Origin of the sequence: Nocardiopsis sp. LOL_012 (genome assembly GCF_048060475.1) — a bacterium.
Lineage (GTDB): Bacteria > Actinomycetota > Actinomycetes > Streptosporangiales > Streptosporangiaceae > Nocardiopsis.
Genome location: NZ_JBHMIV010000002.1, coordinates 13,219 through 39,558 on the forward strand (window position 1 = coordinate 13,219; position 26,340 = coordinate 39,558).

Sequence of the window (26,340 nt, forward strand, 5' to 3'; positions counted from 1 at the left end):
AAGGAGTTGAGCTGCCCCCCGCATCCGAGGGCACCACCTCACCCTTCACCACCAGGCCCGGCCAGAGGCTTCGCGTCCGCTACGCCAAGCGCGGACGCATGAGGTTCGCCAGTCACCGCGACATCGCCCGGGCGCTCGAACGCGCCCTGCGCAGGGCTGAGATACCGGTCGCCTTCTCCGCAGGCTTCTCACCGCACCCGAAGGTCTCCTACACCGGCGCCGCCCCCACCGGGGTCGCCAGTGAGGCGGAGTACCTTGAGCTCACCCTGGCGGAGGCGAGGGACCCGGAACGGGTCAGAACCGGTCTCGACGAGGCGATGCCCAACGGCATCGACATCGTCGAGGTCCTCGAAGCACGCGGATCCGGGCTGGCCGACCGGCTCCAGGCCTCCGAGTGGAGCGTCGAGCTGGCGGGCGTGGACCCTGAGACCGCGGCGGCGGCCTCGCGGGCCTATCTGGCCGCGGACGGCGTCGAGGTGGAACGGATGACCAAGAAGGGCCGACGCCGGTTCGACACACGGCCGGCCGTGGTCCGTCTCGACGTGGGGAGCGGCCCCGACGGGCGCGCCCCAGGGGAAGACCACACCACATATGCCATACTTCGCATGGTTGTGCGGCACGTGACACCCGCCGTACGGCCGGACGACGTGCTGAACGGCCTGCGCCTCGTGGCCGACCTCGCGCCGCCGTCATCTCCGCTGATGACCCGGCTGGCGCAGGGGCCACTCGACGAGACGACAGGTGCGATCGCGGACCCGCTCACCCCGGACCGGCCCGCCGCCCACACCACCGTGGGCACCGGCTCCGAGGACGACCGCGCCCATGACAGGCGTGAGGGAGCACCACGGCCGTCGGCGCCCGTGACGGGGGCCCGCCCATGAGCGGCCCCGCGGTGGGGAACGCGGGCGTGACCACAGGACTTTGCGCCGGCGGCGCCCAGGCGCCGTCGGCGTTGGAACAGCGACGACAGCTCTTGTGAGCCGCGCCGCCGACCGAGAGGTCGCGGCGCGCCCGAGGGCTTTGACGGGAGACCGCCCGGATGCTCGACAACGAGCCCACGAACGGCGCCGACGGTGCCGAGGGTACAACTGAAACAACCGAGAACACGGCGGCGACGCCTTCCTCGGGGGAGGGCGGGGTGCGCGTGACCACGCCGGCACCCGCCCAGGGCGCACGCCGTGCCGCGGGACCGCCCCCCGAGCCCGACGACGTCTTCACGCCTCCCTCCAGGCCTGTCACGAGCCTGGCCGGATCCGGTGAGGGCGGCACGGTCAAGACCGCCGTGGCGGCCGCACCGCGTCGGCGTACCGTGCGTGCGGCGGGCAGTCCCGAGGAGGAGCCAGCCCCGCGCCGCCGCAAGCGCCCCGCCACGCGCAAGGCCGCCGGACCGCCCACCGAGGAGGAGAGCGGAGCGACCGCCGAGACCGCTCCCGAGTCCGCCGGTACGGGGGCCGAGCCCGCCGATGCCGGTGAGGGCGGAGGCCTCTTCCAGTCGCCCGCCATGCTCTTCCAGCCGCCGGTCGCCTCCCAGACGCCCCCGTCGGCCCCCTCCCAGACGGCGGCCGAGGACGAGACGGAGGACGGGGACGGGGCGGAGACCGGGACCGCTTCCGGTGACTCCGGACAGGAGGACGGCCAGGAGCGGGCCGAGGGCGCCGATGAGCGCCCCACCCGCCGTCGCCGCCGCCGTGGCGGCCGGGGCCGGGGCCGCTCCCGGTCGGCCGAGGAGGCCTCGACCGAGATCGAGGGCAGGGCCGCCCGCAAGGACGTGAAGGAACCGGCCGAGGAGACCGGCGCGTCCCCCGTCGCCGCGGACGGGCGGCGCACGGACCGGGCCGCCGAGGAGGAGGGCTCCAGCCGAAGGCGCCGCCGTCGCCGCCGCCGTGCCGGGGCCTCGGGCGAGTCCACCAGCGACGACCCGCCGAACACCGTGGTGAAGGTGCGCGAGCCGCGCCAGGAGAAGGCGATCGAGGACGAGGTCCAGGCCGTTCGCGGCTCCACCCGGCTGGAGGCCAAGAAGCAGCGCCGCCGCGAGGGCCGCGAGCAGGGGCGCCGCCGCGCCCCCATCGTCACCGAGTCGGAGTTCCTGGCCCGCCGCGAGGCGGTCAAGCGCGACCTCGTGGTCCGCCGGATCGAGGACCGCACCCAGATCGCGGTCCTGGAAGACGACGTGCTCGTCGAGCACTACGTCGATCGGGCCGCCCACCGCTCCTACGTGGGCAACGTGTACCTGGGCCGGGTGCAGAACGTGCTCCCGTCCATGGAGGCGGCCTTCGTCGACATCGGCAAGGGCCGCAACGCCGTCCTGTACGCGGGCGAGGTCAACTGGGACTCCTTCGGGCTGGAGGGTCAGCCCAAGCGCATCGAGTCGGTGCTCAAGTCCGGCCAGTCCGTCCTGGTACAGGTCACCAAGGACCCCATCGGGCACAAGGGTGCCCGGCTCACCAGCCAGGTCAGCCTGCCCGGCCGCTACATGGTCTACGTGCCCGGCGGCTCCATGACCGGGATCAGCCGCAAGCTCCCCGACAAGGAGCGGGCGCGCCTGAAGCAGATCCTCAAGAAGGTGATGCCCTCCAACGCCGGCGTGATCGTGCGCACCGCCGCGGAGGGGGCCAGCGAGGAGGAGCTGGAGCGCGACATCTCGCGCCTGGCCAAACAGTGGGAGTCCATCAAGCGCAAGTCGAAGTCGGCGAGCGCGCCGTCCCTGCTCAACAGCGAGCCCGACCTGACGGTGCGGGTCGTGCGCGACGTGTTCAACGAGGACTTCTCCAGCCTGGTGGTCTCCGGGGAGGAGGCCTGGGACACCGTCCACGAGTACGTGGACTACGTGGCTCCGAGCCTCTCCGAACGCCTCTCGCACTGGACCGGGGACCGCGACGTCTTCGCCGCCTACCGGGTCGACGAGCAGATCAACAAGGCCCTGGAGCGCAAGGTGTGGCTGCCCAGCGGCGGCTCCCTCGTCATCGACCGGACCGAGGCCATGACCGTGGTCGACGTCAACACCGGCAAGTTCACCGGCCAGGGCGGCAACCTTGAGGAGACGGTCACCAAGAACAACCTGGAGGCGGCCGAGGAGATCGTCCGCCAGCTCCGGTTGCGCGACATCGGCGGCATCATCGTCATCGACTTCATCGACATGGTGCTGGAGTCCAACCGCGACCTGGTGCTGCGCCGCATGCTCGAATGCCTCTCGCGCGACCGCACCAAGCACCAGGTGGCCGAGGTCACCTCGCTGGGCCTGGTGCAGATGACGCGCAAACGCGTCGGCCAGGGCCTCCTGGAGGCCTTCTCCCACACCTGCGACCACTGCAGCGGCCGCGGTCTGGTGCTGGCGGCCGAACCCGTGGAGGGCAAGGGCGGTGGCCGCAAGAAGAAGAAGTCCAAGGCCGAGGCGGAGCAGCCCGACAAGGGCAGGGCCGACAAGGACAAGGGCAGGGCCGGGGACGACCAGACCGGGTCCGAGACCGCGGAATCCGACGAGGGCGGGGCGCAGGCGGCCGGGGCCGACGACCAGCCCGCCAAGGGCAGGAAGACGCGCAAGCGCGCCTCCCGCTCCAAGAGGGTCGCCGAGCCCGCCGGAGAGCAGCCGGAGCGTCCCGGGGAGGACACGGCGGAGCAGGGGCACCCCACCTCCGACACACTTGGGGAGGCACCAGGGGAGCAGGCCCCGGAGGAGGTGCGGTCCGTGGCCGAGGGCGCCGGTGAGGACACCCCTGAGCGCCCCAAGCGCCGCAGGACGCGGCGTACCAGGACGGCGGCCGCCGGGGCCGCCGTCGAGACCGGATAGCCCGGTCCCCGGGTCCCGTCGCGTGTCCGGACCGGTGGCGAACCGGTCCGGACACGGGCACATGTACAGGCCCGCGGTGAGCCGGTGGTAATCTGATGGGCGGTGCGTCGGCGCGCTTCGCGACAGTGCGGGCCCCGACACCGAAGTGCTCTCCACGCAGGGTTTGTTTCCCTCAGATCCCCGCGCCCCGCTACAGGCGATTCAAGGATCGTGGAACGAGGCTTCTCCCCACCCAGGTGGGGGCGGCCCCTTCACAGCCAGGCCTGGCACAGGCAGGGCTGACCCGGGGGCCCCGCGCCAGCGGGGATGGACTTCCCCCGGGAATGGTCCCAGTGAGTGCATTATTCGTTGAGCGAGCAGGAAGAGAGTGACCCGGTGTACGCGATCGTGCGAGCGGGCGGCCGACAGGAGAAGGTGTCCGTCGATGACGTCCTGAACATCGACAAGGTCTCCCAGGAGGCCGGTGCCACCCTGACGTGGCAGCCCATCCTTGTCGTCGACGGTGACAACGTCATCAGCGAGGCCGACAAGCTGAACGGGTACACGGTCACCGCCGAGGTCCTCGGCGAGACCGCCGGCCCCAAGATCAACATCATGAAGTACAAGAACAAGACCGGTTACAAGAAGCGCATGGGTCACCGCCAGAAGCACACCCAGGTGCGCGTCACCGGCATCGCGGCGAAGTAGGAGGCCTGGAGAGATGGCACACAAGAAGGGCGCTTCGTCCAGCCGTAACGGTCGTGACTCCAACGCCAAGCGGCTCGGCGTCAAGCGCTTCGGCGGTCAGACCGTTTCGGCCGGCGAGATCCTGATCCGCCAGCGCGGCACCAAGTTCCACCCCGGGGCCAACGTCGGCCGCGGCGGTGACGACACGCTGTTCGCCCTGGTCCCCGGCCAGGTCAAGTTCGGCAACTACCGCGGACGCAAGGCCGTCAACATCGTTCCGGCCGCCGCCGAGTAGGTCGCGCACGGACATCGCGGTTTCGGGGCGGGCCAGGGAACACTGGCCCGCCCTTCGCGTTGTCACCGACAGGAGACGTGTCCGCCCGCGACCGCGGGCGGGAGGAGTAACGAGGAGAGCCATGCCGGACTTCGTCGACGAGGCGGTCTTGCACATCAGGGCCGGGAACGGCGGGCATGGCTGTGCCTCCGTGCACCGGGAGAAGTTCAAGCCGCTCGGCGGTCCGGACGGCGGCAACGGCGGCCGCGGCGGCGACGTCGTCCTGGAGGTCGACGCCCAGAGCGCGACCCTGCTGGACTACCAGCGCCGTCCCCACCGCAGCGCCGCCAACGGAACCCCGGGCCAGGGCGGCCACCGCTCCGGCGCCAACGGCGAGGACCTCGTGCTCCCCGTACCCGACGGCACCGTGGTGACCGACGCCGCCGGTGAGCCGATCGCCGACATGGTCGGGCACGGCACCCGACTGATCCTGGCCAAGGGCGGCAGCGGCGGACTGGGCAACGCGGCCCTGGCCTCCAAGAAGCGCAAGGCCCCCGGCTTCGCCCTCAAGGGCGAGGAGGGCGAGGCCTTCGACGTGCGCCTGGAGATGAAGACCATCGCCGACGTCGGCCTCGTCGGCTTCCCCAGCGCGGGCAAGTCGTCGCTGATCGCCGCCGTGTCGGCCGCCCGCCCCAAGATCGCCGACTACCCGTTCACCACCCTTGTCCCGAACCTGGGCGTGGTGGAGGCGGGCGCCGTCCAGTACGTGATCGCGGACGTTCCAGGACTCATCCCGGGGGCGAGCGACGGCCGGGGCCTGGGCCTGGAGTTCCTGCGCCACATCGAGCGCTGCTCCACACTGCTGCACGTCCTGGACTGCGCCACCTACGAGCCCGGACGCGACCCGGTCAGCGACCTGGAGGCCCTGGAGGACGAGCTGGCGGCCTACGGCGAGCGGGCCGGGGTGGACCTGTCGGACCGCCCGCGCCTGGTCGCTCTGAACAAGGTGGACGTGCCCGAGGCCCGCGAGCTCGCCGAGCTGGTCGCCCCGATGCTGGTCGAACGCGGCTACCGGGTCCTGGAGGTCTCCGCGGCCTCCCGCGAGGGGCTGCGCGAACTGTCCTTCGCCCTGGCCGAGCAGGTGTCCGCGGCCCGCGAGGCCGCACCGCCCGCCGAGCCGACCCGGATCGTGCTCCGGCCGAGGATGCTCGGCGAGACTCCGTTCGAGATCGTTCCGCTGGGCGACAACGCCTTCCGGGTGCGCGGGGACAAGCCCGCCCGCTGGGTGCGCCAGACCGACTTCTCCAACGACGAGGCCGTGGGCTACCTCGCCGAACGCCTCAACCGCCTCGGTATCGAGGACCAGTTGGCCAAGGCGGGGGCGGTCGACGGCGCCGAGGTGCACATCGGTACCGAGGAGGACTCGGTGGTCTTCGACTGGGACCCCTCCGCCGACGCCGAGGCGGTCCCGTCCGGCCCGCGCGGTACCGACGCCCGGCTGGGCTGACCCGCGCGGGGACGGACGCTCCACACCAGCCGGAGACCCCCATTAGGTACGCGCGGCCTGGCCGTGCCACGGAAAAGCCCTCGGTGGACAGCGTGAGAACCGAACGAAGCGACGAACTCGAAGCGGCGGGCCGCAAGGCGGTCGCGGGTGCGGGACGGGTTGTGGTGAAGGTGGGGTCGTCGTCACTGACGACCCCCGAGGGCCGGATCGACTCCGGCCGTATCCGCGACCTCGTCGAGGTCCTGGCCGCCCGCCGCGCCCTGGGCCAGGAGGTCATCCTGGTCTCCTCCGGCGCGGTCGCCGCCGGGATGACCCCGCTCGGCCTGGCCCACCGGCCGCGTGACCTGGCCTCGCAGCAGGCCGCCGCCAGCGTCGGGCAGGGGCTGCTCCTGGCCTCCTACACCGCCGAACTGGCCGGGCACGGCCTCAACGCCGCCCAGGTCCTGCTCACGGTGGAGGACATGATGCGCCGGGTGCAGCACCGCAACGCCCAGCGCACCCTGCGCCGTCTCCTGGACATCGGCGCGCTCCCCATCGTCAACGAGAACGACACGGTGGCCACCCACGAGATCCGGTTCGGCGACAACGACCGCCTCGCCGCCCTCGTCGCCCACCTGATGCGGGCCGACGCGCTCGTGCTGCTCTCGGACGTGGACGCCCTCTACGACGGCAACCCCTCCGACCCCTCCACCTGCGTGGTGCACCTGGTGCGCGGCCCCGAGGACCTGGACGGCATCGACATCGGCACGGCGGGCAAGCGCGGCGTGGGCACCGGCGGGATGGTGACGAAGGTGGAGTCGGCCCGCATCGCCACCGAGGCCGGGGTCCAGACGGTGCTCACGTCGGCGGCCAACGCGCGCGCCGCCCTCGCGGGGGAGCGGGTGGGAACCCTCTTCGCGCCGGGCAACGGGCGCCGCCCCTCGACCCGCCAGCTCTGGCTGGCGCACGCCACGGCGGGCCGGGGCAGCCTGGTGCTGGACCCGGGGGCGGTCCGGGCCGTGGTGAGCGAGAAGGCCTCGCTGCTGCCCGCCGGCGTGGTCCGGGTGGCCGGGGCGTTCCACGCGGGCGACCCCGTGGACCTGCGCGACGAGCAGGGCAACGTGGTCGCGCGCGGCCTGGTCAACTACGACGCCTCCGAGGTGCCCGACATGATGGGGCGGTCCACGCGGTGGCTGGCCCGCGAGATGGGGCCCTCCTACGAGCGCGAACTCGTGCACCGCGACGACATGGTCGTCCTGTGAGCCGGGTGCGGGCGATCAGACCATCCTGCGCACCACTGACAGCGGCAGCACCCGCATCGCCCAGCCGACCGGCACCCAGGGCCAGGCGGGCACGTAGGCCTTGACCCTGCGCTTCTCGATGGCCCCGACCATGGCGCGCACGCCGGTCTCCGTGTCCACCATGAACCGGGTCCTCTGCTCGACGTGCTCGTTCATCTCCGAACGGATGTAGCCCGGGTAGACGACCGACACGTCCACGCCGGGGATGCGTTCGGAGCGCACGCCCTCGGCCAGGGCGGCCACCCCGGCCTTGGTGGCGGCGTAGACCGTCATGGCCTTGCGCATGCCGCGCAGCGCCGACATCGACGAGATGATGACCAGGTGCCCGTGTTCCTGGGCGCGGAAGACCTTCAGCGCGGCCTCGGTCTGGGCGAGGGCGCCCACGAAGTTGGTCATGGCGGTCTGGCGGTTGGCGTCGAACCGGCCCCTGCCCAGGGCGGCCCCCTTGCCCAGGCCCGCGTTGACGATGACCCGGTCCAGGGTGCCGAGTTCCTCGGCGAACCGGTCCATCACCCGGAAGACGGCCTCGTCGTCGGTGACGTCGAGGGTCTGGAGGGCCACCCTGCGGTCGGGGTGGGCGGCGGTGATCTCCTCGCGCAGGGCCTCCAGCCGTTCCACACGGCGGGCGGAAAGTCCCAGGTCGTAGCCGAGTGCCGCGAACTGGCGCGCCATCTCCGCTCCCAGGCCGGAGCTCGCCCCGGTGATGACGACGGTTCCCCTGCTCATCCCACTCCTCGCGACAATGAACGGACTTTCCAGACATACTGCACCCTACTGGGGAGGGGGCGCGCTCGTCCGTCGCGCAGGTCGGGTGCGGGGACCTAGGATGCCGACGTGAGCGAAGACACCACACACCCCCACAAGGGCCAGGTCCGAGAGATCCCCACCGAGAGCAACGCCACCCGCCTCGTCTACGCGCCCGAACGCGACGGCCTCGCCGACGCCGGCGAGATCGTCTGGACGTGGGTCCCCTACGAGGAGGACCCCGACCAGGGCAAGGACCGGCCGATGCTGGTCGTGGGCCGCAAGGACGGACGGCTGCACGGCCTCATGCTCTCCTCCCAGACCCCCGATGACTGGGAGCGCCAGGACTGGCTGCCCATCGGCTCCGGTGACTGGGACCGTGAGCGGCGCGACTCCCACATCAGGGTCGACCGCCTCTTCGAGTTCGATGAGGACGACATCCGCCGGGAGGCCGCCGTCCTCAACGAGGAGGTGTTCTGGCTGGTCGCCGACGTCCTGCGCGCCCGCTACGGCTGGAGCTGACCGGCCGCGTGCCGCCCGGCCCCGCACGGGCCGGGCGGCACGGCTCAACCGCGCTCGCCTGCGCCCCGCCCCCGGCGCTGGGCACCGGACGCCGCCGCGCGGGCGCGCCCGGCGGACGACCGCCGCAGGTACCACTCGGCGATGACGAGGTTGGGAACCCAGCACAGCCACGCGACGGTCTGGTAGACCCCTCGGAAGAGCGACTCCTCGCCGTAGACCGGGCCGAGCGCCGGGGAGAGGAGCACCATGAGCACGGGGATCCACAGGCGCAGCGTCACGGCGGCGAAGGTCAGCGCGAACACACGGACCATCCACTCCCGGTGGTCGGCGCGCCGACCCCGGCGGATCGCCCGGTAGCCGGCCACGGCACCGGTGAACCACAGCACCGCCAGCACGGCGAAGCCGGTCTGCGCGACGGGACCGTAACCGCTCAACAGCGCCACCCCGAAACCGGACACCGCTCCGGGCAGGATCCCCGCGAACAGGGCGATCCGGCCGATCACGCGGTGCGCGCCGCTGCGCCGCAGCGCGGGCCACAGTTGGAGGGGCACCGTGGCCAGGGCGAGCACCGATGTCACCACGTGGACGAGGAGCAGCGGGTAGTGGATCGCCGCCCCCTCACGGAGGGGTACGCGTGCGGCGGCGGGATCCAACCCGACGTAGGCGGTGGCCGCGAACAGTGCGGTCAGTGCGCACAGCGAGCTCGCGGCGATGAGTCCGGTCCGGACACGGCGGCGCCGGGAGGGCGGGGCTGTGGTGGAGGTGCGCATGCTCTTCTTTCGTCGGAGGCCGACCGCGTGCGGCTGACGCCCTCAGTCTCGTGTCCGTGGGGACACAGCGGTATCGGGTCCTTCCCTGGGATAGGGGAGCCGGTACGTGTGCCCTATGGGCGCCCACCCCGGCCACCCTTGCGGGGCCCCGGGCCCCCTCCGGCCTGGTCGGGCCGACCACGGCCGCCGCCAAGCCCCACCGGGGCGGGGCGGCCGGGGTCTCCCCGTAGGGATTCCTCCGGGGCCTCCCGTCACCGGTGCGGTACTCGGGCGGGGGGAGACGGCGCGGCTATACGCTGGAGACCGCACCCCGGCCCGAGGTCCTTCGACGAGACGGACGGGCACGCCGGGGCAGCATCCCGACGCCGAGAGAGAAACACACGATGAGTGACACCGAACGCGAGGTCCACGCGGTAGCCGAACGCGCCCGGGACGCGGCGGCCGATCTCGCCCCGCTCAGCCGCGCCGTGAAGGACGCCGCGCTCACGGCCATCGCCGACGCCCTCGTCAAGAGGAGCGACGAGATCACCGCAGCCAACGCCGAGGACGTGGAGCGCGCCCGCCGGGAAGGCACGAGCCCGGCCATGGTCGACCGGCTCACGCTCACGCCCCAGCGCGTCGAGGCCATCGCAGACGCCGTGCGCGAGATCGTCGAGCTGCCCGACCCGGTCGGTGAGTCCGTCCGCGGCGGCGTCCTGCCCAACGGCCTGGACCTGCGCCAGATCCGGGTCCCACTCGGTGTCATCGGGATCATCTACGAGGGGCGGCCCAACGTCACGGTCGACGCCGCCGCCCTGTGCCTCAAGAGCGGCAACGCGGCCCTGCTGCGCGGCTCCTCCTCGGCCTACGCCTCCAACACCGCCATCATCGCGGTCCTGCGCGACGCCCTGGAGGGTACCGGTGTTCCGGTCGACGCGATCCAGATGGTGCCCGGCCGCACCCGCGAGTCCTCCACTGCGCTCATGCGGGCGCGCGGCCTGGTCGACGTGCTCATCCCGCGCGGCGGCGGCGCACTCATCCAGGCCGTCGTGCGCGACTCCACCGTCCCGGTGATCGAGACGGGCGAGGGGCTGTGCCACGTGTATGTGGACGAGGCGGCCGACCTCGACAAGGCCGTCGCCATCACCACCAACTCCAAGGCACAGCGCTGCTCGGTGTGCAACTCCGCGGAGACCCTGCTGGTACACGAGTCGGTGGCCGACGCCTTCCTGCCGCGCGTCCTGGACTCCCTCGCCGAGGCCGGGGTGACCGTGCACGGAGACCCGCGCACGGTCGCCGTGGCCGAGGCCGCCGGGGCCCGGGCGACCGTGGTCGAGGCCACCGAGGAGGACTGGGCCACCGAGTACCTGTCCATGGACCTGGCGGTGCGGGTGGTCGCCACGATCGACGACGCGATCGGGCACATCCGCCGCTACTCCACCCAGCACACCGAGGCCATCGTCACCGACTCCCTGGCCGCGTCCCGGTACTTCGTGTCCAGGGTCGACTCGGCCGCGGTGATGGTGAACGCCTCCACCCGCTTCACCGACGGGGGCGAGTTCGGGTTCGGCGCGGAGATCGGCATCTCCAACCAGAAGCTGCACGCGCGCGGCCCCATGGGGCTCACCGAGATGACCTCGACCAAGTACGTGGTCACCGGGGACGGCCACCTGAAGTGATCCGGCGGCGGGGCCGCCCCGCGGCCCCGCACACGGATGTTCAGGAGGACGAGGACTGGGAGGAACCCGAAGAGGCGCGGGAACCGCCCCGCCAGCGGTCCGCCACGGTGTCGAAGATCTTCCCGCCCGCGCTGGCCGCGCTTCCGGCCACGTCGCGCAGGGTCCCCAGCAGGGGGTCCTCGGTCCGCTCCCAGGACTGCTTGTAGTGCCGGGCCGCGTTGCGGGCCTCCTCGCCCACGCTGGCGTCGCGGTCCGAGGCCCGGCGCGGGTAGTCGCCGTCGAGGATGCGCCGGTAGGAGCCCTCCTCCACCCACCGGTGCAGCTCGGCCATGCGCACCACCGCGAACGGGTGGGTCTGGCCGGTGAGGCTCAGCAGCTTGAGGAGGCTGTCGCGGGCGTCGCCGCCCTTCTCGTACTCGCGCGCCTGCTCCAGGAAGGCGTCGGGGTTCATCTCCACGAGGGTGGAGCCGCCCGCCATCTTCATGAGGGCGCGCTTGCCGGCGTCCGGGTTCTGGCAGGCCAGGATGCCCGCGCGGTCGCAGGACAGCTCGGACTTGCGGTACCACTCCTCCAGGGCGGCGACGATCGCGCGCAGGCCGATGTAGCCCAGCGGGATCCACGCCACGCGGGTGGCGAGCTGGATGAGGGCGAGCAGCATGGTGCGGTAGACGGCGTGGCCGCTGAGGACGTGGCCCACCTCGTGCCCGATGACGAACCGCTGCTCTTCGGCGTCGAGGAGGTCGAACAGGCCCGTGGTCATCACGATGAACGGCTTGTGGCTGCCGATCGCCATGGCGTTGGGCCTGGGGTTCATCTGGACGTAGAGCTCGGGCACCTCGTCCATGTCCAGGACGTAGGCGGCGTCGCGCACGTAGTCGTGCAGGTGCGGGAACTGTGCGGGACCGACGCGCACCGCGCTGGACAGGAACATCAGTCGGAGCGCGCGCTCGTTGAAGAGCCCGGAGAGGCGTTTGAACACCTCGTCGAACCCGCGCAGCGACCGGAGCGCGACCAGGGCGCCCCGGTCGGCCGGGTGCTCGTAGGCACGGGGTGAGATCTCGGAGAGCCGGACGCGGACGCGGTCTGGTGAGTTCGCCATACACGGAAGGCTATGTGACGGGGACGTGCTTGGCCACGGTTTCGGGCATTCGAGATATGACGTGTTTTCCGGGTAGTGGCACCGGGAACGACGAGACCCCTGGTCGCTTCGCGGTCGAGGTTCTCACCAAGACGAAACTCGGCGCCCATCTTCGCCATAGAACGAACCTCGACCACACGACCGGATCCTGTGGGAAGGAAGCCGCATCGACACCCGTTGCACCTGAGCGAGGGGCGGAAACGGCATGCGGGCCCTCGCCGGGTGGACGGTGTCGGTTAACCTCGGTGGTTTGATCCCGGCGAAACGACCATGAGAACGGCGAAACGGAGCACACAGTGGCTAACCACACGCACCGCGGGCCCCGGCGGCGTGGCACCACCTCCGGCAGGGTCGGCATCATGGGCGGTACCTTCGACCCCATCCACCACGGACACCTCGTCGCCGCCAGCGAGGTCGCACACCTCTTCCAGCTCGACGAGGTCGTGTTCGTCCCCACCGGCCACCCCTGGCAGAAGGACCCCGACTCCGTCACCCCCTCCGAGGACCGCTACCTCATGACGGTGATCGCCACCGCCGAGAACCCGCAGTTCCGTGTCGACCGCATCGAGATCGACCGGTCCGGCCCCACCTATACTCTGGACACGCTCCGCGAGCTGCGCGCCGCCTACGGGCCGGACGTGGAGCTGTACTTCATCACGGGAGCCGACGCCCTCGGCGCCATCCTGAGCTGGCACAACGCCGATGAGCTCTTCGACCTCGCGCATTTCGTAGGCTGTAACCGTCCCGGGCACCACCTCAGCGACACCGGGCTGCCGGAGGGCAAGGTCTCCCTGGTGGAGGTCCCCGCGCTGGCCATCTCCTCGACCGAGTGCCGTGAGCGGGTGCGCAAGGGCGAACCCATCTGGTACCTCGTCCCCGACGGCATCGTCCGGTACATCAACAAGACCGGGCTCTACAGAGATAGCTGAAAGGCAGCAAGCACAACGTGACAGCCACCGAAAGGGCGCTGGAGCTGGTCAGGGTCGCGGCCGAGGCCGCCTCCGACAAGCTCGCGCAGGACATCATCGCCTACGACGTCAGCGACCAGCTCGTCATCACCGACGCCTTCGTGCTCTGCTCGGCCCCCAACGACCGGCAGGTCCGCTCGATCGTCGACGAGGTCGAGGACCGGCTCCGCATCGAGGCGGGCGCAAAACCGGTCCGGCGCGAGGGCGAGCGGGACGGCCGCTGGGTGCTGCTGGACTACAGCGACATCGTCGTGCACATCCAGCACGAGGAGGAGCGCGGCTACTACGGCCTCGAACGGCTGTGGAAGGACTGCCCCGAGATCACCGTCCCCGCCGACGGCGCCGAGCAGCAGTCGTAGAAGGGGCCCAACACGTGAGCGACGACACCCCCCGTGTGCTGTTCTGGCGGCACGGGCGCACGGCCTGGAACGTCGAACGCCGTTTCCAGGGACAGACCGACATCGAACTCGACGAGGTCGGCCACGCCCAGGCCGAGCGCGCCGGCCGCGTGCTCGCCTCCCTCAACCCCGACGTGGTCGTCGCCTCCGACCTGAGGCGGGCGGCCGACACGGCCGGGTACCTCAGCCGCGCCTGCGGGGTCCCCGTCGACCACGACAAGGGGCTGCGCGAGCGGCACGGCGGGTCCTGGGAGGGGCTGACCGGGAACGAGCTGTTCGCGCGCTGGCCCACCGGCTACGCCATGATGGACATCCCCGACGGGGAGACCATCGCCGCCGTCGGCGACCGCATGACCGAGGCCGTCGACAAGGCCCTCGCCCGGACACCCGCCGGAGGGCTGCTCGTCGTGGTCAGCCACGGGGCCGCCCTGCGCGTCGTCATCGCACGGATGCTCGGCCTGGCCGACGAACAGCGCGAGGTCCTCGGTCCGCTCAGCAACTGCTGCTGGTCCGTCCTGGGGACCCGGCGCGACCACTGGCGGCTCATGGAGCACAACGCCGCCAGCCTCCCCGAACCCGTGGTCCTCAGCGACGACACCTGAACCGTTTCGACGTTTCGCCTCCTTTCCGCTATCGTTCAGGGAGTCGACACGGCACAGCCGTGCGACTCCCATCAGGGGCTATGGCGCAGTTGGTAGCGCGCCTCCATGGCATGGAGGAGGTCTGGGGTTCGAATCCCCATAGCTCCACTCGACTCCGAGACGACCCTGCTCGCGCGTGACCGCGTTCGCCGGGTCGTCTCGTCGTTTCCTCTGGGGGCGACCCCCAGACCCCCGGTGCGGGGCTTCGCCCCGCGGGTTCGAGTGGTGTCTGAGGTCGGGGCCAGGGCGACGGTGGTCCCGGTCGCGCCGATCGCCTTCCACGCCTTGTCGGTCAGCCCGGTGGCGTGGATGAGGGTGAGGTGCGGCCCCAGCGGCCCGTGCCCGGCCCAGTCCAGGATCGCCCGGGAGGAGCCGACGCCGAGCACCGCGTCGACGCTTACGCCGATGCCGAGGTCGCGCGCGATACCGGCGAACCGGGGGCCGTAGGCCAGAAACGGACCGGCGACCTCATCGGTGGCCAGCGCCCCGACGCGCAGCGTCAGCATGCGCCGGGCGCCGTCGGTGTGCTCCTCGCGCAAGCGGGCCAGGTCACCGGGCCACTGCCCGTCCCACGTGCCGAAGTGCGGTGCCATAGACGCGTGGACACCGCGGATCCCGGTGTCCACCAGGCCGCGCACGGCGGCGTCGGAGTGCTCCCGGGTCCGGGAGTTGTGCGAGAAGTCGAGCATGCAGGTGATGCCGGAGTCGATCGGTCAGCTTCTCGGCCCTTCAGGGCCGAGAAGCTGACTTCCCATGGCCACAAGGCTAGGCCGCCCCTGGTCCCACGGACAGGGGCGAGGGGCGGTCACGGGATCACGCCAGGCCGCGGAGGCGCTCCTCGGCCTCCTTCGCCAGGTCTCCGCGGAACTGCTCGCGGAAGAGCACCAGTGCCCGCTCCCAGGACACGCGCGCCGCCTCCGACTCACCCAGCGCCGCCTGGGCCTTCGCGAGGCCGTGGAGCGTGTTCGCCTCCTCGTAGGCGTCACCGAGCATTCGATAGGTCCGCAGCGCGTGGCCGTAGTGCCCGACGGCCTCGGCGTGGCGCCCCGACAGGTCGGCTATCTGGCCCAGGCTGTCCTGCGAGGCGGCCTCTCCGATGGCGAAGCCGAGGGAGACCGAAGCGTCCAGAGCCGCCTGGCAGCGCTCGCGCGCGGACGCGTACCGTCCGATTTCGGCCAGGCAGCAGCCCAGGGTGTTGAGCGCGCTGGCCTCCCAGAACCGCTCACCCACGGACCGGTACAGCTTCAGGGAGCGCTCCGCGTGCCGAAGGGCTTCCTCCCCCTCATCGATGAGCAGTGCCCTGTGGGTGAGGATCTGATGGGTGTGGGCCTGACCGAGCAGGTCCTCGGAGTCCTCGAAAAGGGCGAGTGCTCGGCAGAGGTGGTCGAACGCGTCCTGGCCGTTCCGTCCCCCCAGGACCAGGGAACTGGCCATGTTCCGGTGCGCCAGCGCCTGGATCACGGGCGCCTCCGACCCCTCCATCCTGCCCGCGGCGTCGAGGCCGGCACGGGCGGCGCTGATCATGTGTTCGACCCGTCCGCAGCGCCGGAAGAAAAGGTGGGTGTCCCAGGACAGCCGCCACACGTCGCGGTACAGCCCCATCTCCTCGGCGAGACGGATCACGGCGAGCAGCCAGGGCAGCTCGGCGGCGTACCACGCGAACGCCTCGGACCGGTCCGCCAGGTCGAGGGCGGGGGCGCGTCCGCCCGGCGGTCCCGCCACAGCGGACGAGGAGAGGTCGTGGGGGCCCAGGAAGCGGTTGCCCGCTTCGGCTGTGCCGGTGTAGAAGTCGACCAGACCGCGCAGGGCCTCGTGTGGCGCCCGCCCCTCCCGCTCGGCCCGCTCCCTGGCGTAGAGGCGTACGAGATCGTGCAGCGCGTAGCGCCCAGGGAGCGGCTGCTGGACCAGGTGGGCCGATTGCAGGGTGCGCAGCACCGTTCTCGTACGTGCGGGCGTGAGTCCGGCGAGCGCCGCGACGGCGTGCAGCCCGATATCGAGGCCGGGGGCCAGGCCCAGCAGGCCCAGAAGACGCGCCGCCGGTGCGGGAAGCGCCCGGTGGGAGGCGTCGAAGACACTGCGCACGGACGTCCCGAGCTCTCCGGTGTCCAGTACGTCGAGCCTGGTCTCCGCCTCCTGCAGCTCGGAGGCCAGTTCGGCCAGTGGCACGTCCGGGGCGCCGGCGGCGTGGGCGGCGGCGATGGCCAGGGCCAGGGGGAGCCGTTCACAGCACTCGATGACGGTTTCCACCGCCTCCGGCTCCCGCAGCACGCGCCGTCTCCCGAGCCGTGCCGCGAGCAGCTCGTGAGCCTCGTCCCGGGTGAGCGGGCCGAGCGTGAGCGGGTGCGCCCCCTCGGTCGCGACCAGCCCGTTGAGTCGGTCGCGGCTGGTGATCACGACGGTACAGGAGGGTGTTCCGGGAAGCAGAGGGCGGACCTGCTCGGCGTCGCGGGCGTCGTCCAGCAGGACCAGCATCCGTTTGCCGGCGATGAGGCTGCGGTAGAGGCCGACCCGCGCCTCGGCACCGGCCGGAACGGCCTTGCGGTCCACGCCGAGCGCGGAGAGGCAGTCGTGTATCGCGTCGTGCGGCTGCGTGGCGGGGGTGCTCGGGTCGAAGCCGTGCAGGTTCACGTAGAGCTGGCCGTCGGGGAACCGGTCCAGGCGGTCGTGGGCCCACCACAGGGCCAGCGAGGTCTTCCCCACACCGCCCATACCGGAGACCACCGTGATCGGGGACGCGCCGGGTCCCCGCTCTGGGTCGAGAGCGTCCAGTTTCTCCTCACGTCCGGTCAGCAGGGGAGGGGCGCAGGGCAGTTGGCTGGGGACGGGCATCGCCGCGGGCCCGGCACCGGAGACAGGGGAGGGAGGGGCGGGTGCGTCGAGGACGGGATCGCAGTCGAGGATCCGTGAGTGCAGGTCCCGCAGTTCCGCGCCGGGGCCGGTACCGATCTCGTCGGAGAGCGACCGCCGCAGGCACTCGTACCGTTCCAGGGCCTGGGCGGCACGCCCCTCCCGGTACAGAGTCAGCATGAGCTGGCCGGTTAGGCGCTCGTCCAGCGGATGCTCCCGGGCCAGGGCGAGGAGGCCGCTCAGGATCTCCGTCTGCCTGCCCTGCCGCAGCAGCAGGTCGTTGCGGTCCAGTTCCGCTCGGAAGCGCTCCAGGCGCAGGCTCTCCCGGAGTTCGTTGACCCAAGGGGTGTCCAGCGTCCCGAAGGTGTCGGACCGCCACAGGCCGAGCGCCTTGTCGAACGCGGCCAGGGCGGTTCCTTCGTCCGCCGAGGCCCGTCCGCGTGCGGTCAGTTCACGGAAGCGGTGGAGGTCGACCGTGGTCGCCGCGTCCTCGCTCAACGCCAGGACGTAGCCGCCCGACCGTCGGCCGACCGCCGCCCGCTCACCCGCCGTGGACCAGGCCGTTCGCAGCCGGGAAACGTAGCTGTACAGCGACGACCGGGCGCCGTCGGGCGGGCTCTGGCCCCACACCCGGTCGATGAGCCGGTCGGCGGCGACCGGACGGTTGACGTCCGCCAGCAGGCCGAGGAACACCGACTGCCGCCTCGCGTGCCCCAAGTCGACCCGCGCACCGTCGATCCGTGCCTCGATGCCGCCCAGCACGGAGATCTCTATCGCCATGACCGCCCAACACTCGGAGGGATCCGCATACGTGCTTCACGTGTTCCCCGACCCTGCCACGGCGACGGCGGGTTCGGGAAGGGGCACGGAGGCGGCGGATGGAGGACGGCACCGCTCCGCGTGTTCAAGGTCCGTCCAAGGCCTGCACGCAACTCTGGTCCGGGGCGGACCATCCGGCGGAGAAGGCTGGCGGGTGCCCGCCACCGGTACGCGTCGAAGGTCGAGGACCTCCCTGGAGGCGGGATTGAGGAACACCCCGGATACGGCCGACCCTTCTGCCGACTGGCACCCCTGGCTTCCGGACGGAGCCGAACTGCGCGCCCATTGGGGGCGCGACTGTCTCTACACCCAGAGCGTCCTGTCAGTCCCTCTCCTCGGTCTTCGGGACGTGTGCGGCCTCCTGTGCGACGAGCGGACGGCGCCGGAGCGTGTCGGGGTCTGCACCGTTGGCCGCGGAGCCGTGGAAGCCGAGGAGTCGGTGCGGCCGGGCCCGGGCGAGACCGACCTGGAGCGGATCAAGGGGCTCCTGGCAGACGGGGCGGGCCTGACCCTCGGCGGGGTGGAGGAGCACCACCCGGAGATCAGGAGGATCTGTCAGCGGATGCGGCGCCGGTTCGGCCGGCCCGTCGAGGCCACCGCCTCCCTCAGCCCCTCGGGGAGGGAGGTCCTGCCGCTTCAGCGCAACCGGGCGGACACCATCGTCGTCCAGGCGTCGGGCGCCAAGCACTGGCAGATACTCGAACACCTCCCGGGACAGGACGGCCTCGGGCCCGTGACCCGACCCGAAGCCATGGTGCCCCAGTACCTGCTCACGCTCACCCCCGGGGACACCTGCTACATACCCGCGGGCTGGTACTACCGGACGCGGAGCGCCGACGTCTGGTCGCTGCACGTCTCCATCACCGTGTCACCTGCCGGGCGGCCCGGCGCTCCGGATACGATCCCTCCCTCCGGCCGCAGCGGCACCGCAGGGGAGGCGCCGCGTATCGGCCACAGGGCGCGGGCGCTCTACGACGAACTCACCGAGATCCTGGGCGCGGACCCGCGTCCGGCCGGGGCAGGTCAGAGGTACAGGCCCGTGCCCCGCTCGGGCGCCTCGTTGGCGACGGCGTGCACGTCGCGTTCGCGCAGGATGACGTAGCGCTCGCCGTTCAGTTCCACCTCGCCCTGCTCGTCCGGGTCGAACAGGACGCGGTCCCCGGTCTTCACGTGGCGGGCCGCGGTCCCCGCCCCGCAGACCTCGCCCCAGACGAGTCTGGTCGCCAGCTTCACCGTGTCCGGAATGACCAGACCGGCGCTGCTGCGCCGCTCGCTCTTGTCCGGGACCGCGCGCACCAGCAGACGGTCGTGGAGCATCTGGATCTCAAGCTTGGATTCGGGCACGGTTCCAGGGTATGCGCAAGACGGACGGTCACATCCCGTGCTCACGGCCCCCTCCGGACGACCCGCTCCCGCGATCCGGTAGAGTATCCTTATCGCCGAGCGGGGAAACCGCCCGGCACACCAGGGGCTATGGCGCAGTTGGTAGCGCGCCTCCATGGCATGGAGGAGGTCTGGGGTTCGAATCCCCATAGCTCCACTCGACTCCGAGACGACCCTGCTCGCGCGTGACCGCGTTCGCCGGGTCGTCTCGTCGTTTCCTCTGGGGGCGACCCCCAGACCCCCGGTGCGGGGCTTCGCCCCGCGGGTTCGAGTGACGTCCCGTCAGGTCCACGGACTCGGGACGACCCTGCTCGGGGGCCTTCGGCCGCCTCGCTGGGTCGTCCTTGGTGTTTACCGGGGGGAACCCCCGAGCCCTCCGAGGCACCCCCCTGTGGTCGGGGTCGCCTTGATCGGTGGGGTGGGTGGGGCGTTCTGTTGTATCGGGACGGCCTCCGGGGCCCGGCTGGTCTATGGCCGGGGTGGGGAGGGTCAGGGGGCGGGAGCGGCGGAGTCGCGGACCACCAGGCTCGGCGCCAGCACCTCGTGGCGGTCCTCAGTCCGGCCGCTCAGCCGCTCCAGCAGCAGCCCCATCGCCAGGGAGCCCATCACCAGCCTGGGCTGGTCCACACTGGTCAGCCGCGGGCGAACCGTCTCGGCCAGCGACGTGTTGTCGTAGCCCACCACGGACAGCCCCTCGGGTGCGGGTGTGCCCGCGGCGTGGGCGCCGTCCAGCGCCGCGAGCGCGGCCAGGTCGTTGACGGCGAAGACCGCCGTGGCGTCCGAGGCGACCACGGACGCGGCGGCGCGCTCGCGCCCGGCGGGGCCGCCGTCGAACTCGAACACCCCGGTGAGCGCGCCCAGGCCCAGGTCACCCATGGTCTCCTGGTACCCCTCCCGCCGGGCGCGGGCCGCCGGGCGCCGGCTCCCCGACAGGTGGGCGATCCGCGTGTGCCCCAGCGACGCCAGGTACCGCACGGCCTCCGCCGCCCCGGCGCGGTCGTCGTTGGCCACCGTGTCCACCCCCGGGGTGAACCCCTCCGGGCGGCCCACCATCACCACGGGCACCCTCCGGGCCGCGTCGGCCAGCGCCCCGGGTTCCAGCCACGAACTCACGGCCACGACACCGTCCACGTTCAGTTGCAGCAGCGACTCCAATTGGCGGGTCAGCCGTGCCCGGTCCCGGCGCCCGTGCGCCAGGAGCACGGTGAACCCCTCGGCGTCGGCACTCTCCTCGATCCCCGTCACCACCTCCGTGTGGTACGGGTTGGCCAGATCGGTGAGGAGTACGCCCAGCATCGCCGTCCGCCCCTGCACGAGCCCCCGGGCCAGCGCGTTGGAGCGGTAGCCGAGCCGCTGGGCCGCCGCCAGGATGCGCGCGCCCGTCGCCTCGCTCACCCCCCGGTCACCGCGCAGCGCCAGTGACACCAAGGACTTGGAGACACCCGCCTCGGCGGCCACGTCCACGATCGTGGGGCGGCGCCGCCGGGATCCGGTGCGTGTCGGTTCCGTTGCCACGCCCCCATTCTTGCGTGTTCCGGGTCCTGCGGGGCATCGGTATCTGGAACGTTCCAGTTCCGTTTCCCGAGGGGCCATCCCCAGGCCCCGTCCCGTCACCGGGCGGCGCTTAGCGTCCCTGGTGAGCCCGTCACCGACGAACAGGAGACCTCCTTGGAGTCCACGCCCGCCGCCCTCCGCCGCCGTCCGGACGCCCTGCTCCTGGACTTCGGTGGTGTGGTGTTCCAGACGCGCAAGCGACCCGGCGGTCGGGACGACGCCGCCCGGCACCTGCGCGAGGTGCTCGCCCGTGCCGGACACGACGTGGACACCGCCCGCCTGCGCGCTTCACTCGACGCCGGGCTGGCCGCGCTCAAGGACTGGAAGAACGCCGCGGGGCGCCGTCGCGAGCCCGTCGAACTCGGCCACCGCACCATCTGGACCGACTTCCTCGCCTCGGACCTGCCCGAAACCGTCCGGGAGACGCTGGCCGGAAGCGCGGGGCGGCTCCTGGCCGACATGTCCCCGCTGATCTCCAACCACGAGGTGCGCCCCGGCATCCGCGACCTCCTCGACACTGCCCGGTCCCTGGGTGTGCGCGTGGGCATGGTCTCCAACGCCCACTCAGGGCGCTCACACCGCGAGATCCTGCGCCGCGCCGGCCTGGAGGGATACTTCGACGTGCAGGTGTACTCCGACGAGGTCGGCATCCGCAAACCGCACCCGGAGATGATCGGCCTGGCCGCCCGCGCGCTCGGCACCGTGCCCGAGCGCTGCTGGTACGTCGGCGACACCCAGGACCGGGACGTGGTCGCCGGGCGCAGGGCGGGCGTGGCCGGGATGGTGCTCACCCGCCACCACCACACCGACACCCCGCCCTACCCGGTCGATGTGCGCGCCGACGCCGTCTTCGACACCCCGGAGGGGCTGGTCGCACCGCTCTGGCACAGCCTCCCCGAACCCGGGGAAGACCCTGTGCCGACCGAGACCGTCGCCCCCCGCGGTGCCGGGGAGGCGGAGGCGGGGATGCCCGCGGCGCTCCTGCTCGACCACGGCGGGGTGATCGCGCTCTCCCGCCCCTCCCCGGAGGCGCAGGCCGGCTTCGCCGCGCGGCTCGCCGACCGGCTCGCCGGCGCGGGCTACGCCACCACCGCCGACGCGGCCTCGGAACTCGTCCGCGCCGGCCGCGACCGCTACCGAGCCTGGAAGGCAGCCCATCCCGACGGCGGGCCCGTGCCCGAGATCACCCCGGGCGCGTTCTGGACCGAGATGGTCGGCCGCGACCTGCCCGAACGGGCGCGTGCCCTCCTGCTGGCCGAATCCGCCCAGCTCACCCTGGAGTACGCGCGCACCAAGAGCCGCGCGGAACCGCGCAAGGGGGTGCGGCGGGTCCTGGAGCTGTGCCGCGACCGTGGCGTGCCCGTCGCCGTGGTGTCCAACACCGTGTGCGGGCGCGCCGTCCGCGAGGAACTCGACCGCTTCGGCGTCGAGGACCTCATCGGCGTCCACGTGTACTCCGACGAACTCGGCCGCCGCAAACCCGACCCGGTCACCGTCGAGACCGCCGTCGCCGCCCTCGGTGCCGACCCGGCCCGCTGCTGGTTCGTCGGCGACAAGCCCTGGCGCGACACCGCCGCGGCCCGGCGCGCGGGGATCGGCACCCCCGTGATCGTGCGCGGCGGCTCGGTCGGCGACGAGCTGATCGACGCCGCCCTGGCCGGACCGCCCGACCACCGCCCCGCCCACGTCATCGACGAACCGGAGGACCTCCTCGCCCTGTGGGCCGGGACGTCCGCTCCACCGAACCGTTCCCTCCAGTAACCGCACCAACCCCTGATGAAAGGCACGTCATGACCGCATCCCCCGGTGCTTCCGCGACCGTCCGAAGCGGACCCCCCGACCTCAATTCCGGCCAGAAGCTCATGGTCTTCGTGCTCTCGATGACCCTCTTCGGGCTCGCCAACATCGTGACCGAGGTGCTGCCCGAGTTCAGCATCGGCCCCGTCGACATCGGCGTGTCCTACCTGACGTTCGTGCCCCTGATCATCGTGTCGCTGTTCAACCCGCTGTACGGGGCGCTCGGCGCGCCGCTCGGCGAGATCGTCTTCGTCGACCTACTCATGGGCGACTTCTCCGGGATCGGGGAGGTGGAGGGCTACCTCCAGATGTTCCTGGGCCTGTACATCGCCGGATGCATGGTCCGCGACCCGCGTCGCCCGGTGCAGTTGCTGACGGCCGGAGCTATGGTCGTCGTCGTGGACAAGATGCTCTCGGGCATCGTCGACGTGGCCAAGGTGTGGTTCGGTATCGAGGACGCCGAGACCGTCCCCGGCCTACCCGAGTCCATCCTGCTGCTGGAGGGCATCGACTTCGCCATCGCCCTGGTCATCAGCGGCGTCCTGTTCGGCGGCCTGCCCGCCCTGTTCCTGGTGCCCCGGCTCTACGGCAAGATCGAACCGCTCCTGGGCCTGGCTCCGCGCGACCCCGCGCACCCGATCCCGCTCGCCCAGCGTGGGACCGCGGTCTTCCTGCTGGTGGCGATCGTGCTCGCCTTCGTCTCGGCGATTGCCGCCTTCATGGAGGAGATCCTCGACGGTTTCGGCGTCTGGGAGCCCGACTTCATCGACCAGTACGGTCAGCAGTTCCTGTGGGTCGGAGCCTCGGCCGCGCTCATCGTCCTGGCCGTCCTGGTGGTCGCGGTCCGGTTCGTGCGCGACTCGCGCCGCGACCGCGCCGAGCAGGAGGAGCGGGCCACGCGCGAGGAGCGGACCGAGGCCGGGTCATGACCGAGTCCGCGACAGCGGAGGGCCCTTCCGCCCCGGCCGCCGCACCGGCGGTCGAGGTGGAGGGGCTCACCTTCCGCTACCCCGGGGCCGACCGCGACAGCCTGCGCGGCGTCGACCTGCGTCTGGAGCGCGGCGACTTCACCGCGGTCGTCGGCGGCAACGGCTCGGGCAAGACCACCCTGTGCAAGACCTTCAACGGACTGGTGCCCACGTACTGGTCGGGCACCTTTGAGGGCTCCGTGCGGGTGCTGGGCCGCGACACCCGGGGTGAGACCGTGGCGGCCCTGTCCCACCTGGTCGGCTACGTCTACCAGGACTTCGGCAACCAGTTGGTGCGCCCCACGGTCCGCGACGAGGTCTCCTTCGCGCCGGTCAACTTCGGACTGGCCGACCACCGCGAGCGCACCGAGGAGGCCCTGGAGCTGTGCGGTATCGGCCATCTCGCGGGCCGTTTCACCTGGCAGCTCTCCGGGGGGCAGCAGCACCTGGTCGCCCTCGCGAGCGTCATGTCGCTGCGCCCGGGCGTGGTCGTGGTGGACGAGCCGGTCGCCGAACTCGACCCGGCCCGGGCCGACGCCGTCTACGAGGCCCTCGCCGACCTCAACGCCCGGACGGGTACGACGGTCGTGGTCGTGGAGCACCACGCCGAGTACGTGGCCCGCTACGCCCGTTCGGTCGTGCTTATGGCCGACGGCGCCCCCGTGTGGCACCTGCCCACGCGGCAGGCCCTGGAGCGGGCCGAGGAGCTGGAGCGCCACGGCATCCCCGCGCCCCAGGTGGTGCGGGCGGTGCGCGCACTGGCCCCGGACTCGCCCGCGCCGCTGACCGTCGATGAGGCCGTCCGGGCACTGCGTCCCGTGGCCCCCGAACCGGAGCCCCCGGCCGTCGGCGGCGTGCCGCCGGCGGAGCGTCCGGAGGCCGAGCCGGTCGCCGAGCTGAGCGGGGTGCGGCACGGCTACCGCGAGGTCGGCGGCGGTTGGTCGCCGGTCCTGGACGGGCTCGACCTAGTCCTGCGCGACGGTGAGCGCGTCGCCCTGGTGGGCGGCAACGGCGCGGGCAAGTCGACCTTGTTGCGCCTGCTCACCGGGTTGAAGGTGCCCAGGGAGGGCACCGTCCGGGTCGGCGGCACCGACACCCGCACGGTGCGGCCCTCCGCGCTGGCAGACCGGGTCTGCTACCTCTACCAGCGGCCGGAGCAGATGTTCCTCAAGGACAGCGTGGCCGAGGACGTGGCCATGTTTCCCCGGGGGCGCGGCCGCGAGGACACCGACGCCCTGGTCGCCACCGTTCTGGAGCGGGTCGGGCTCTCCGACCTGGCCGACCGCGACGGCCGCCTGCTCTCGGGCGGGCAGCAGCGCCGCGCGACCCTGGCGGTGGGCCTGGCGATGCGCCCCTCCCTCCTGCTGCTGGACGAACCCACCTCCAGCCTGGACACGGCGAGCCGGGAGGCGGTCATCGCGATGCTGGACACCCTCGCCGACACGATCCGATGCACGGTCGTGGCCACCCACGACATGCACCTGGTCGCCGAGTGGGCCGAGCGCGTGCTGGTGCTCGACGGGGGCCGGTTGGTTGCCGACACCACGCCGGCCCGGCTCTTCGTCGCCGAGGAGCTGATGGCGGCCGTGGGGCTGGTGGCGCCCCAGGTGACCCGCCTGGGCGCGCGGCTGGGGATGAGCCCCCCTCCGCTGTCGGTGGACGGACTCCTGGCGCGGCTCGCCCCGGTGGCCGCGGGGACGGACGAGGAGAGGAGGGAGCATGCGTAAGGACCGCGACAAGCTCTCCGTGGAGTGGGTCAAGCTCGAACTCCTGCGCACGGCCTACGCCACGCGCGGCGGCCTGCTGGCGCGCCGGGACCCCCGTTTCGTCATCGGCTGGTACCTGCTGCTGGCCGTCGTCCCCTGGTTCACGCACAACCTCACCGTGCTGGCCGGGCTGTTCGCGGTGTGCGCGGCGGCGGTCGTCCTGAGCAGGGTCGGCCCGCTGATCCTGGGACTGTTCGTCATCGGGTTCGCCGCGGAGGGGCTGTACCTGTTCGTCGCCGCGTGGTTCTTCGGGGGCGACACGAGCACGGTCCTGGCCCTGGCCGAGCTGACGCTGAAACTGTCGACGATCAGCCTGGCGAGCATGGCCGCGTTCGTCTCCCTGGACCCGGAGAAGCTGTCGGACGCGCTGCTGAGCCTGCACGCGCCCGCGATGCTCAGTTTCGGCGTGAGCTACGGGTACCGCATGCTCCCGGTGCTGATGGAGGAGTTCCACACGGTGGTCGACGGGCACCGGCTGCGGGGGGCGCCGCTCACGTCGCGGGGGTTCCTCGGCTGGCGGGTGGTCGACCGGACCGCGCGCACGGTGGTGGAGGCGTTCTATCCGCTCATGCTGAACACGGCCAAGCGGACCAGGACCACCGTGGAGGCGCTGGAGACGAAGGGGTTCACCTACGCGGGGGAGCACCCGGACGGGCGGCGGATTCGCTTGGCCTACCTCCGCTGTGACGGGGGAGACGTGGCTCTCCTCCTGGTGACGCTGGTGCTGGTGGTGGCTTGTTTCTGGGCCGGGCACGCCTTCCCCGTGTACGGGAACGCCGGTTAGGCCGGGTTGGCGAGGAAAGGCCAGGTGGTTTAGGTTAGGCTTGCCTTTGTTGGTCTAGGCTTGCCTCGG

The 26,340-nt window shown here is 72.0% G+C and carries 22 protein-coding genes and 2 tRNA genes; 18 read left to right on the forward strand and 6 right to left on the reverse strand.

Annotation, left to right across the window (positions count from 1 at the left end):
• The first annotated feature begins 98 nt into the window (after nucleotides 1-98).
• The 6 genes from ACFHWE_RS01445 (at nucleotide 99) to proB (ending at nucleotide 7,475) form a co-directional block, all read left to right on the forward strand.
• On the forward strand, nucleotides 99-881 hold the full coding sequence (locus tag ACFHWE_RS01445) for a TIGR03936 family radical SAM-associated protein (protein WP_416598706.1): 783 nt from the start codon (nucleotides 99-101) through the stop codon (nucleotides 879-881).
• Nucleotides 882-1,039: 158 nt separating this feature from the next.
• Entirely contained in the window at nucleotides 1,040-3,787 is a 2,748-nt protein-coding gene (locus ACFHWE_RS01450; protein ID WP_416598707.1) for an Rne/Rng family ribonuclease, read from the forward strand.
• Nucleotides 3,788-4,162: 375 nt separating this feature from the next.
• Nucleotides 4,163-4,474, forward strand: a complete 312-nt coding sequence (gene rplU / locus ACFHWE_RS01455; RefSeq protein ID WP_028649849.1) for a 50S ribosomal protein L21 — start codon at nucleotides 4,163-4,165, stop codon at nucleotides 4,472-4,474.
• 13 nt (nucleotides 4,475-4,487) lie between these two features.
• Nucleotides 4,488-4,748 (forward strand): 50S ribosomal protein L27, encoded by a 261-nt coding sequence (gene rpmA, locus ACFHWE_RS01460; RefSeq protein WP_028649848.1) that lies wholly within the window; start codon nucleotides 4,488-4,490, stop codon nucleotides 4,746-4,748.
• Between the two features lie 121 nt (nucleotides 4,749-4,869).
• Complete coding sequence (gene obgE / locus ACFHWE_RS01465) at nucleotides 4,870-6,234, forward strand: GTPase ObgE (RefSeq protein WP_416598708.1); 1,365 nt, start codon at nucleotides 4,870-4,872, stop codon at nucleotides 6,232-6,234.
• A gap of 83 nt (nucleotides 6,235-6,317) precedes the next feature.
• On the forward strand, nucleotides 6,318-7,475 hold the full coding sequence (gene proB / locus ACFHWE_RS01470) for a glutamate 5-kinase (RefSeq protein WP_416598709.1): 1,158 nt from the start codon (nucleotides 6,318-6,320) through the stop codon (nucleotides 7,473-7,475).
• 15 nt (nucleotides 7,476-7,490) lie between these two features.
• Here the strand turns inward: proB and ACFHWE_RS01475 are convergent, their stop codons facing one another.
• Nucleotides 7,491-8,240: an SDR family oxidoreductase gene (locus ACFHWE_RS01475; RefSeq protein ID WP_416598710.1), complete on the reverse strand. Its 750-nt coding sequence runs from the start codon at nucleotides 8,238-8,240 to the stop codon at nucleotides 7,491-7,493.
• A 108-nt stretch (nucleotides 8,241-8,348) separates the two neighbouring features.
• Here ACFHWE_RS01475 and ACFHWE_RS01480 point away from each other — a divergent pair, with 108 nt between their 5' ends.
• Nucleotides 8,349-8,780: a type II toxin-antitoxin system PemK/MazF family toxin gene (locus ACFHWE_RS01480; protein WP_416598711.1), complete on the forward strand. Its 432-nt coding sequence runs from the start codon at nucleotides 8,349-8,351 to the stop codon at nucleotides 8,778-8,780.
• Nucleotides 8,781-8,824: 44 nt separating this feature from the next.
• On the opposite strand, the gene ACFHWE_RS01485 is transcribed toward ACFHWE_RS01480, so the two are convergent.
• Complete coding sequence (locus ACFHWE_RS01485) at nucleotides 8,825-9,550, reverse strand: DUF2306 domain-containing protein (protein WP_416598712.1); 726 nt, start codon at nucleotides 9,548-9,550, stop codon at nucleotides 8,825-8,827.
• Between the two features lie 383 nt (nucleotides 9,551-9,933).
• Between ACFHWE_RS01485 and ACFHWE_RS01490 the strand changes: the two genes are divergently transcribed.
• A complete protein-coding gene (locus ACFHWE_RS01490; protein WP_416598713.1) occupies nucleotides 9,934-11,208 on the forward strand; it encodes a glutamate-5-semialdehyde dehydrogenase in 1,275 nt (424 codons plus the stop codon).
• Between the two features lie 40 nt (nucleotides 11,209-11,248).
• Here ACFHWE_RS01490 and ACFHWE_RS01495 read toward each other — a convergent pair whose 3' ends face one another.
• Entirely contained in the window at nucleotides 11,249-12,307 is a 1,059-nt protein-coding gene (locus ACFHWE_RS01495; RefSeq protein ID WP_416598714.1) for a M48 family metallopeptidase, read from the reverse strand.
• Between the two features lie 335 nt (nucleotides 12,308-12,642).
• On the opposite strand from ACFHWE_RS01495, the gene nadD reads away from it, so the two are divergent.
• The 4 genes from nadD to ACFHWE_RS01515 all read left to right on the forward strand — a co-directional run bounded on the left by nadD (nucleotide 12,643) and on the right by ACFHWE_RS01515 (nucleotide 14,461).
• A complete protein-coding gene (gene nadD, locus ACFHWE_RS01500; RefSeq protein ID WP_416598715.1) occupies nucleotides 12,643-13,275 on the forward strand; it encodes a nicotinate-nucleotide adenylyltransferase in 633 nt (210 codons plus the stop codon).
• A gap of 17 nt (nucleotides 13,276-13,292) precedes the next feature.
• On the forward strand, nucleotides 13,293-13,673 hold the full coding sequence (gene rsfS / locus ACFHWE_RS01505; protein WP_416598716.1) for a ribosome silencing factor: 381 nt from the start codon (nucleotides 13,293-13,295) through the stop codon (nucleotides 13,671-13,673).
• Nucleotides 13,674-13,708: 35 nt separating this feature from the next.
• Nucleotides 13,709-14,314 (forward strand): histidine phosphatase family protein, encoded by a 606-nt coding sequence (locus ACFHWE_RS01510; RefSeq protein ID WP_416598907.1) that lies wholly within the window; start codon nucleotides 13,709-13,711, stop codon nucleotides 14,312-14,314.
• A gap of 74 nt (nucleotides 14,315-14,388) precedes the next feature.
• Nucleotides 14,389-14,461: transfer RNA gene (locus tag ACFHWE_RS01515), tRNA-Ala, on the forward strand.
• A gap of 705 nt (nucleotides 14,462-15,166) precedes the next feature.
• Here the strand turns inward: ACFHWE_RS01515 and ACFHWE_RS01520 are convergent.
• On the reverse strand, nucleotides 15,167-17,980 hold the full coding sequence (locus ACFHWE_RS01520; protein WP_416598717.1) for a BTAD domain-containing putative transcriptional regulator: 2,814 nt from the start codon (nucleotides 17,978-17,980) through the stop codon (nucleotides 15,167-15,169).
• A 244-nt stretch (nucleotides 17,981-18,224) separates the two neighbouring features.
• Here ACFHWE_RS01520 and ACFHWE_RS01525 point away from each other — a divergent pair, with 244 nt between their 5' ends.
• A complete protein-coding gene (locus ACFHWE_RS01525) occupies nucleotides 18,225-19,121 on the forward strand; it encodes a JmjC domain-containing protein (protein WP_416598718.1) in 897 nt (298 codons plus the stop codon).
• Here the strand turns inward: ACFHWE_RS01525 and ACFHWE_RS01530 are convergent.
• Nucleotides 19,043-19,336, reverse strand: a complete 294-nt coding sequence (locus tag ACFHWE_RS01530; protein ID WP_416598908.1) for a GroES family chaperonin — start codon at nucleotides 19,334-19,336, stop codon at nucleotides 19,043-19,045. The two genes, ACFHWE_RS01525 and ACFHWE_RS01530, sit on opposite strands and share 79 nt — an antisense overlap.
• 150 nt (nucleotides 19,337-19,486) lie before the next feature.
• Here ACFHWE_RS01530 and ACFHWE_RS01535 point away from each other — a divergent pair.
• Nucleotides 19,487-19,559: transfer RNA gene (locus ACFHWE_RS01535), tRNA-Ala, on the forward strand.
• Between the two features lie 332 nt (nucleotides 19,560-19,891).
• Here ACFHWE_RS01535 and ACFHWE_RS01540 read toward each other — a convergent pair.
• Nucleotides 19,892-20,917, reverse strand: a complete 1,026-nt coding sequence (locus ACFHWE_RS01540; protein WP_416598719.1) for a LacI family DNA-binding transcriptional regulator — start codon at nucleotides 20,915-20,917, stop codon at nucleotides 19,892-19,894.
• A 153-nt stretch (nucleotides 20,918-21,070) separates the two neighbouring features.
• On the opposite strand from ACFHWE_RS01540, the gene ACFHWE_RS01545 reads away from it, so the two are divergent.
• The 4 genes from ACFHWE_RS01545 to ACFHWE_RS01560 are packed head-to-tail and all read left to right on the forward strand — an operon-like array spanning nucleotide 21,071 to nucleotide 26,271.
• Nucleotides 21,071-22,717 carry an HAD family hydrolase gene (locus ACFHWE_RS01545; protein ID WP_416598720.1) on the forward strand — a complete coding sequence of 549 codons (1,647 nt, stop codon included), beginning with the start codon at nucleotides 21,071-21,073 and terminating at the stop codon, nucleotides 22,715-22,717.
• 29 nt (nucleotides 22,718-22,746) lie between these two features.
• Nucleotides 22,747-23,682, forward strand: a complete 936-nt coding sequence (locus tag ACFHWE_RS01550; RefSeq protein ID WP_416598721.1) for a cell division protein FtsQ — start codon at nucleotides 22,747-22,749, stop codon at nucleotides 23,680-23,682.
• The gene (locus ACFHWE_RS01555) at nucleotides 23,679-25,448 is read left to right on the forward strand and encodes an ABC transporter ATP-binding protein (protein ID WP_416598722.1); all 1,770 of its coding nucleotides are present in this window, start codon (nucleotides 23,679-23,681) and stop codon (nucleotides 25,446-25,448) included. The genes ACFHWE_RS01550 and ACFHWE_RS01555 overlap by 4 nt, the downstream gene beginning before the upstream one ends.
• The gene (locus ACFHWE_RS01560) at nucleotides 25,441-26,271 is read left to right on the forward strand and encodes an energy-coupling factor transporter transmembrane component T family protein (protein WP_416598723.1); all 831 of its coding nucleotides are present in this window, start codon (nucleotides 25,441-25,443) and stop codon (nucleotides 26,269-26,271) included. Before ACFHWE_RS01555 ends, ACFHWE_RS01560 begins: the two co-directional genes overlap by 8 nt.
• The last annotated feature ends 69 nt before the right edge of the window (nucleotides 26,272-26,340 follow it).

Excerpts from the sequence above, each read along its gene's own strand:
- ACFHWE_RS01445 (WP_416598706.1), top strand. The coding sequence starts at position 99 with ATGAGGTTCGCCAGTCACCGCGACATCGCCCGGGCGCTCGAACGCGCC.
- ACFHWE_RS01450 (WP_416598707.1), top strand. The coding sequence starts at position 1,040 with ATGCTCGACAACGAGCCCACGAACGGCGCCGACGGTGCCGAGGGTACA.
- rpmA (WP_028649848.1), top strand. The coding sequence starts at position 4,488 with ATGGCACACAAGAAGGGCGCTTCGTCCAGCCGTAACGGTCGTGACTCC.
- obgE (WP_416598708.1), top strand. The coding sequence starts at position 4,870 with ATGCCGGACTTCGTCGACGAGGCGGTCTTGCACATCAGGGCCGGGAAC.
- ACFHWE_RS01475 (WP_416598710.1), bottom strand. The coding sequence starts at position 8,240 with ATGAGCAGGGGAACCGTCGTCATCACCGGGGCGAGCTCCGGCCTGGGA.
- ACFHWE_RS01485 (WP_416598712.1), bottom strand. The coding sequence starts at position 9,550 with ATGCGCACCTCCACCACAGCCCCGCCCTCCCGGCGCCGCCGTGTCCGG.
- ACFHWE_RS01490 (WP_416598713.1), top strand. The coding sequence starts at position 9,934 with ATGAGTGACACCGAACGCGAGGTCCACGCGGTAGCCGAACGCGCCCGG.
- ACFHWE_RS01495 (WP_416598714.1), bottom strand. The coding sequence starts at position 12,307 with ATGGCGAACTCACCAGACCGCGTCCGCGTCCGGCTCTCCGAGATCTCA.
- ACFHWE_RS01520 (WP_416598717.1), bottom strand. The coding sequence starts at position 17,980 with ATGGCGATAGAGATCTCCGTGCTGGGCGGCATCGAGGCACGGATCGAC.
- ACFHWE_RS01530 (WP_416598908.1), bottom strand. The coding sequence starts at position 19,336 with ATGCTCCACGACCGTCTGCTGGTGCGCGCGGTCCCGGACAAGAGCGAG.
- ACFHWE_RS01550 (WP_416598721.1), top strand. The coding sequence starts at position 22,747 with ATGACCGCATCCCCCGGTGCTTCCGCGACCGTCCGAAGCGGACCCCCC.
- ACFHWE_RS01555 (WP_416598722.1), top strand. The coding sequence starts at position 23,679 with ATGACCGAGTCCGCGACAGCGGAGGGCCCTTCCGCCCCGGCCGCCGCA.
- ACFHWE_RS01560 (WP_416598723.1), top strand. The coding sequence starts at position 25,441 with ATGCGTAAGGACCGCGACAAGCTCTCCGTGGAGTGGGTCAAGCTCGAA.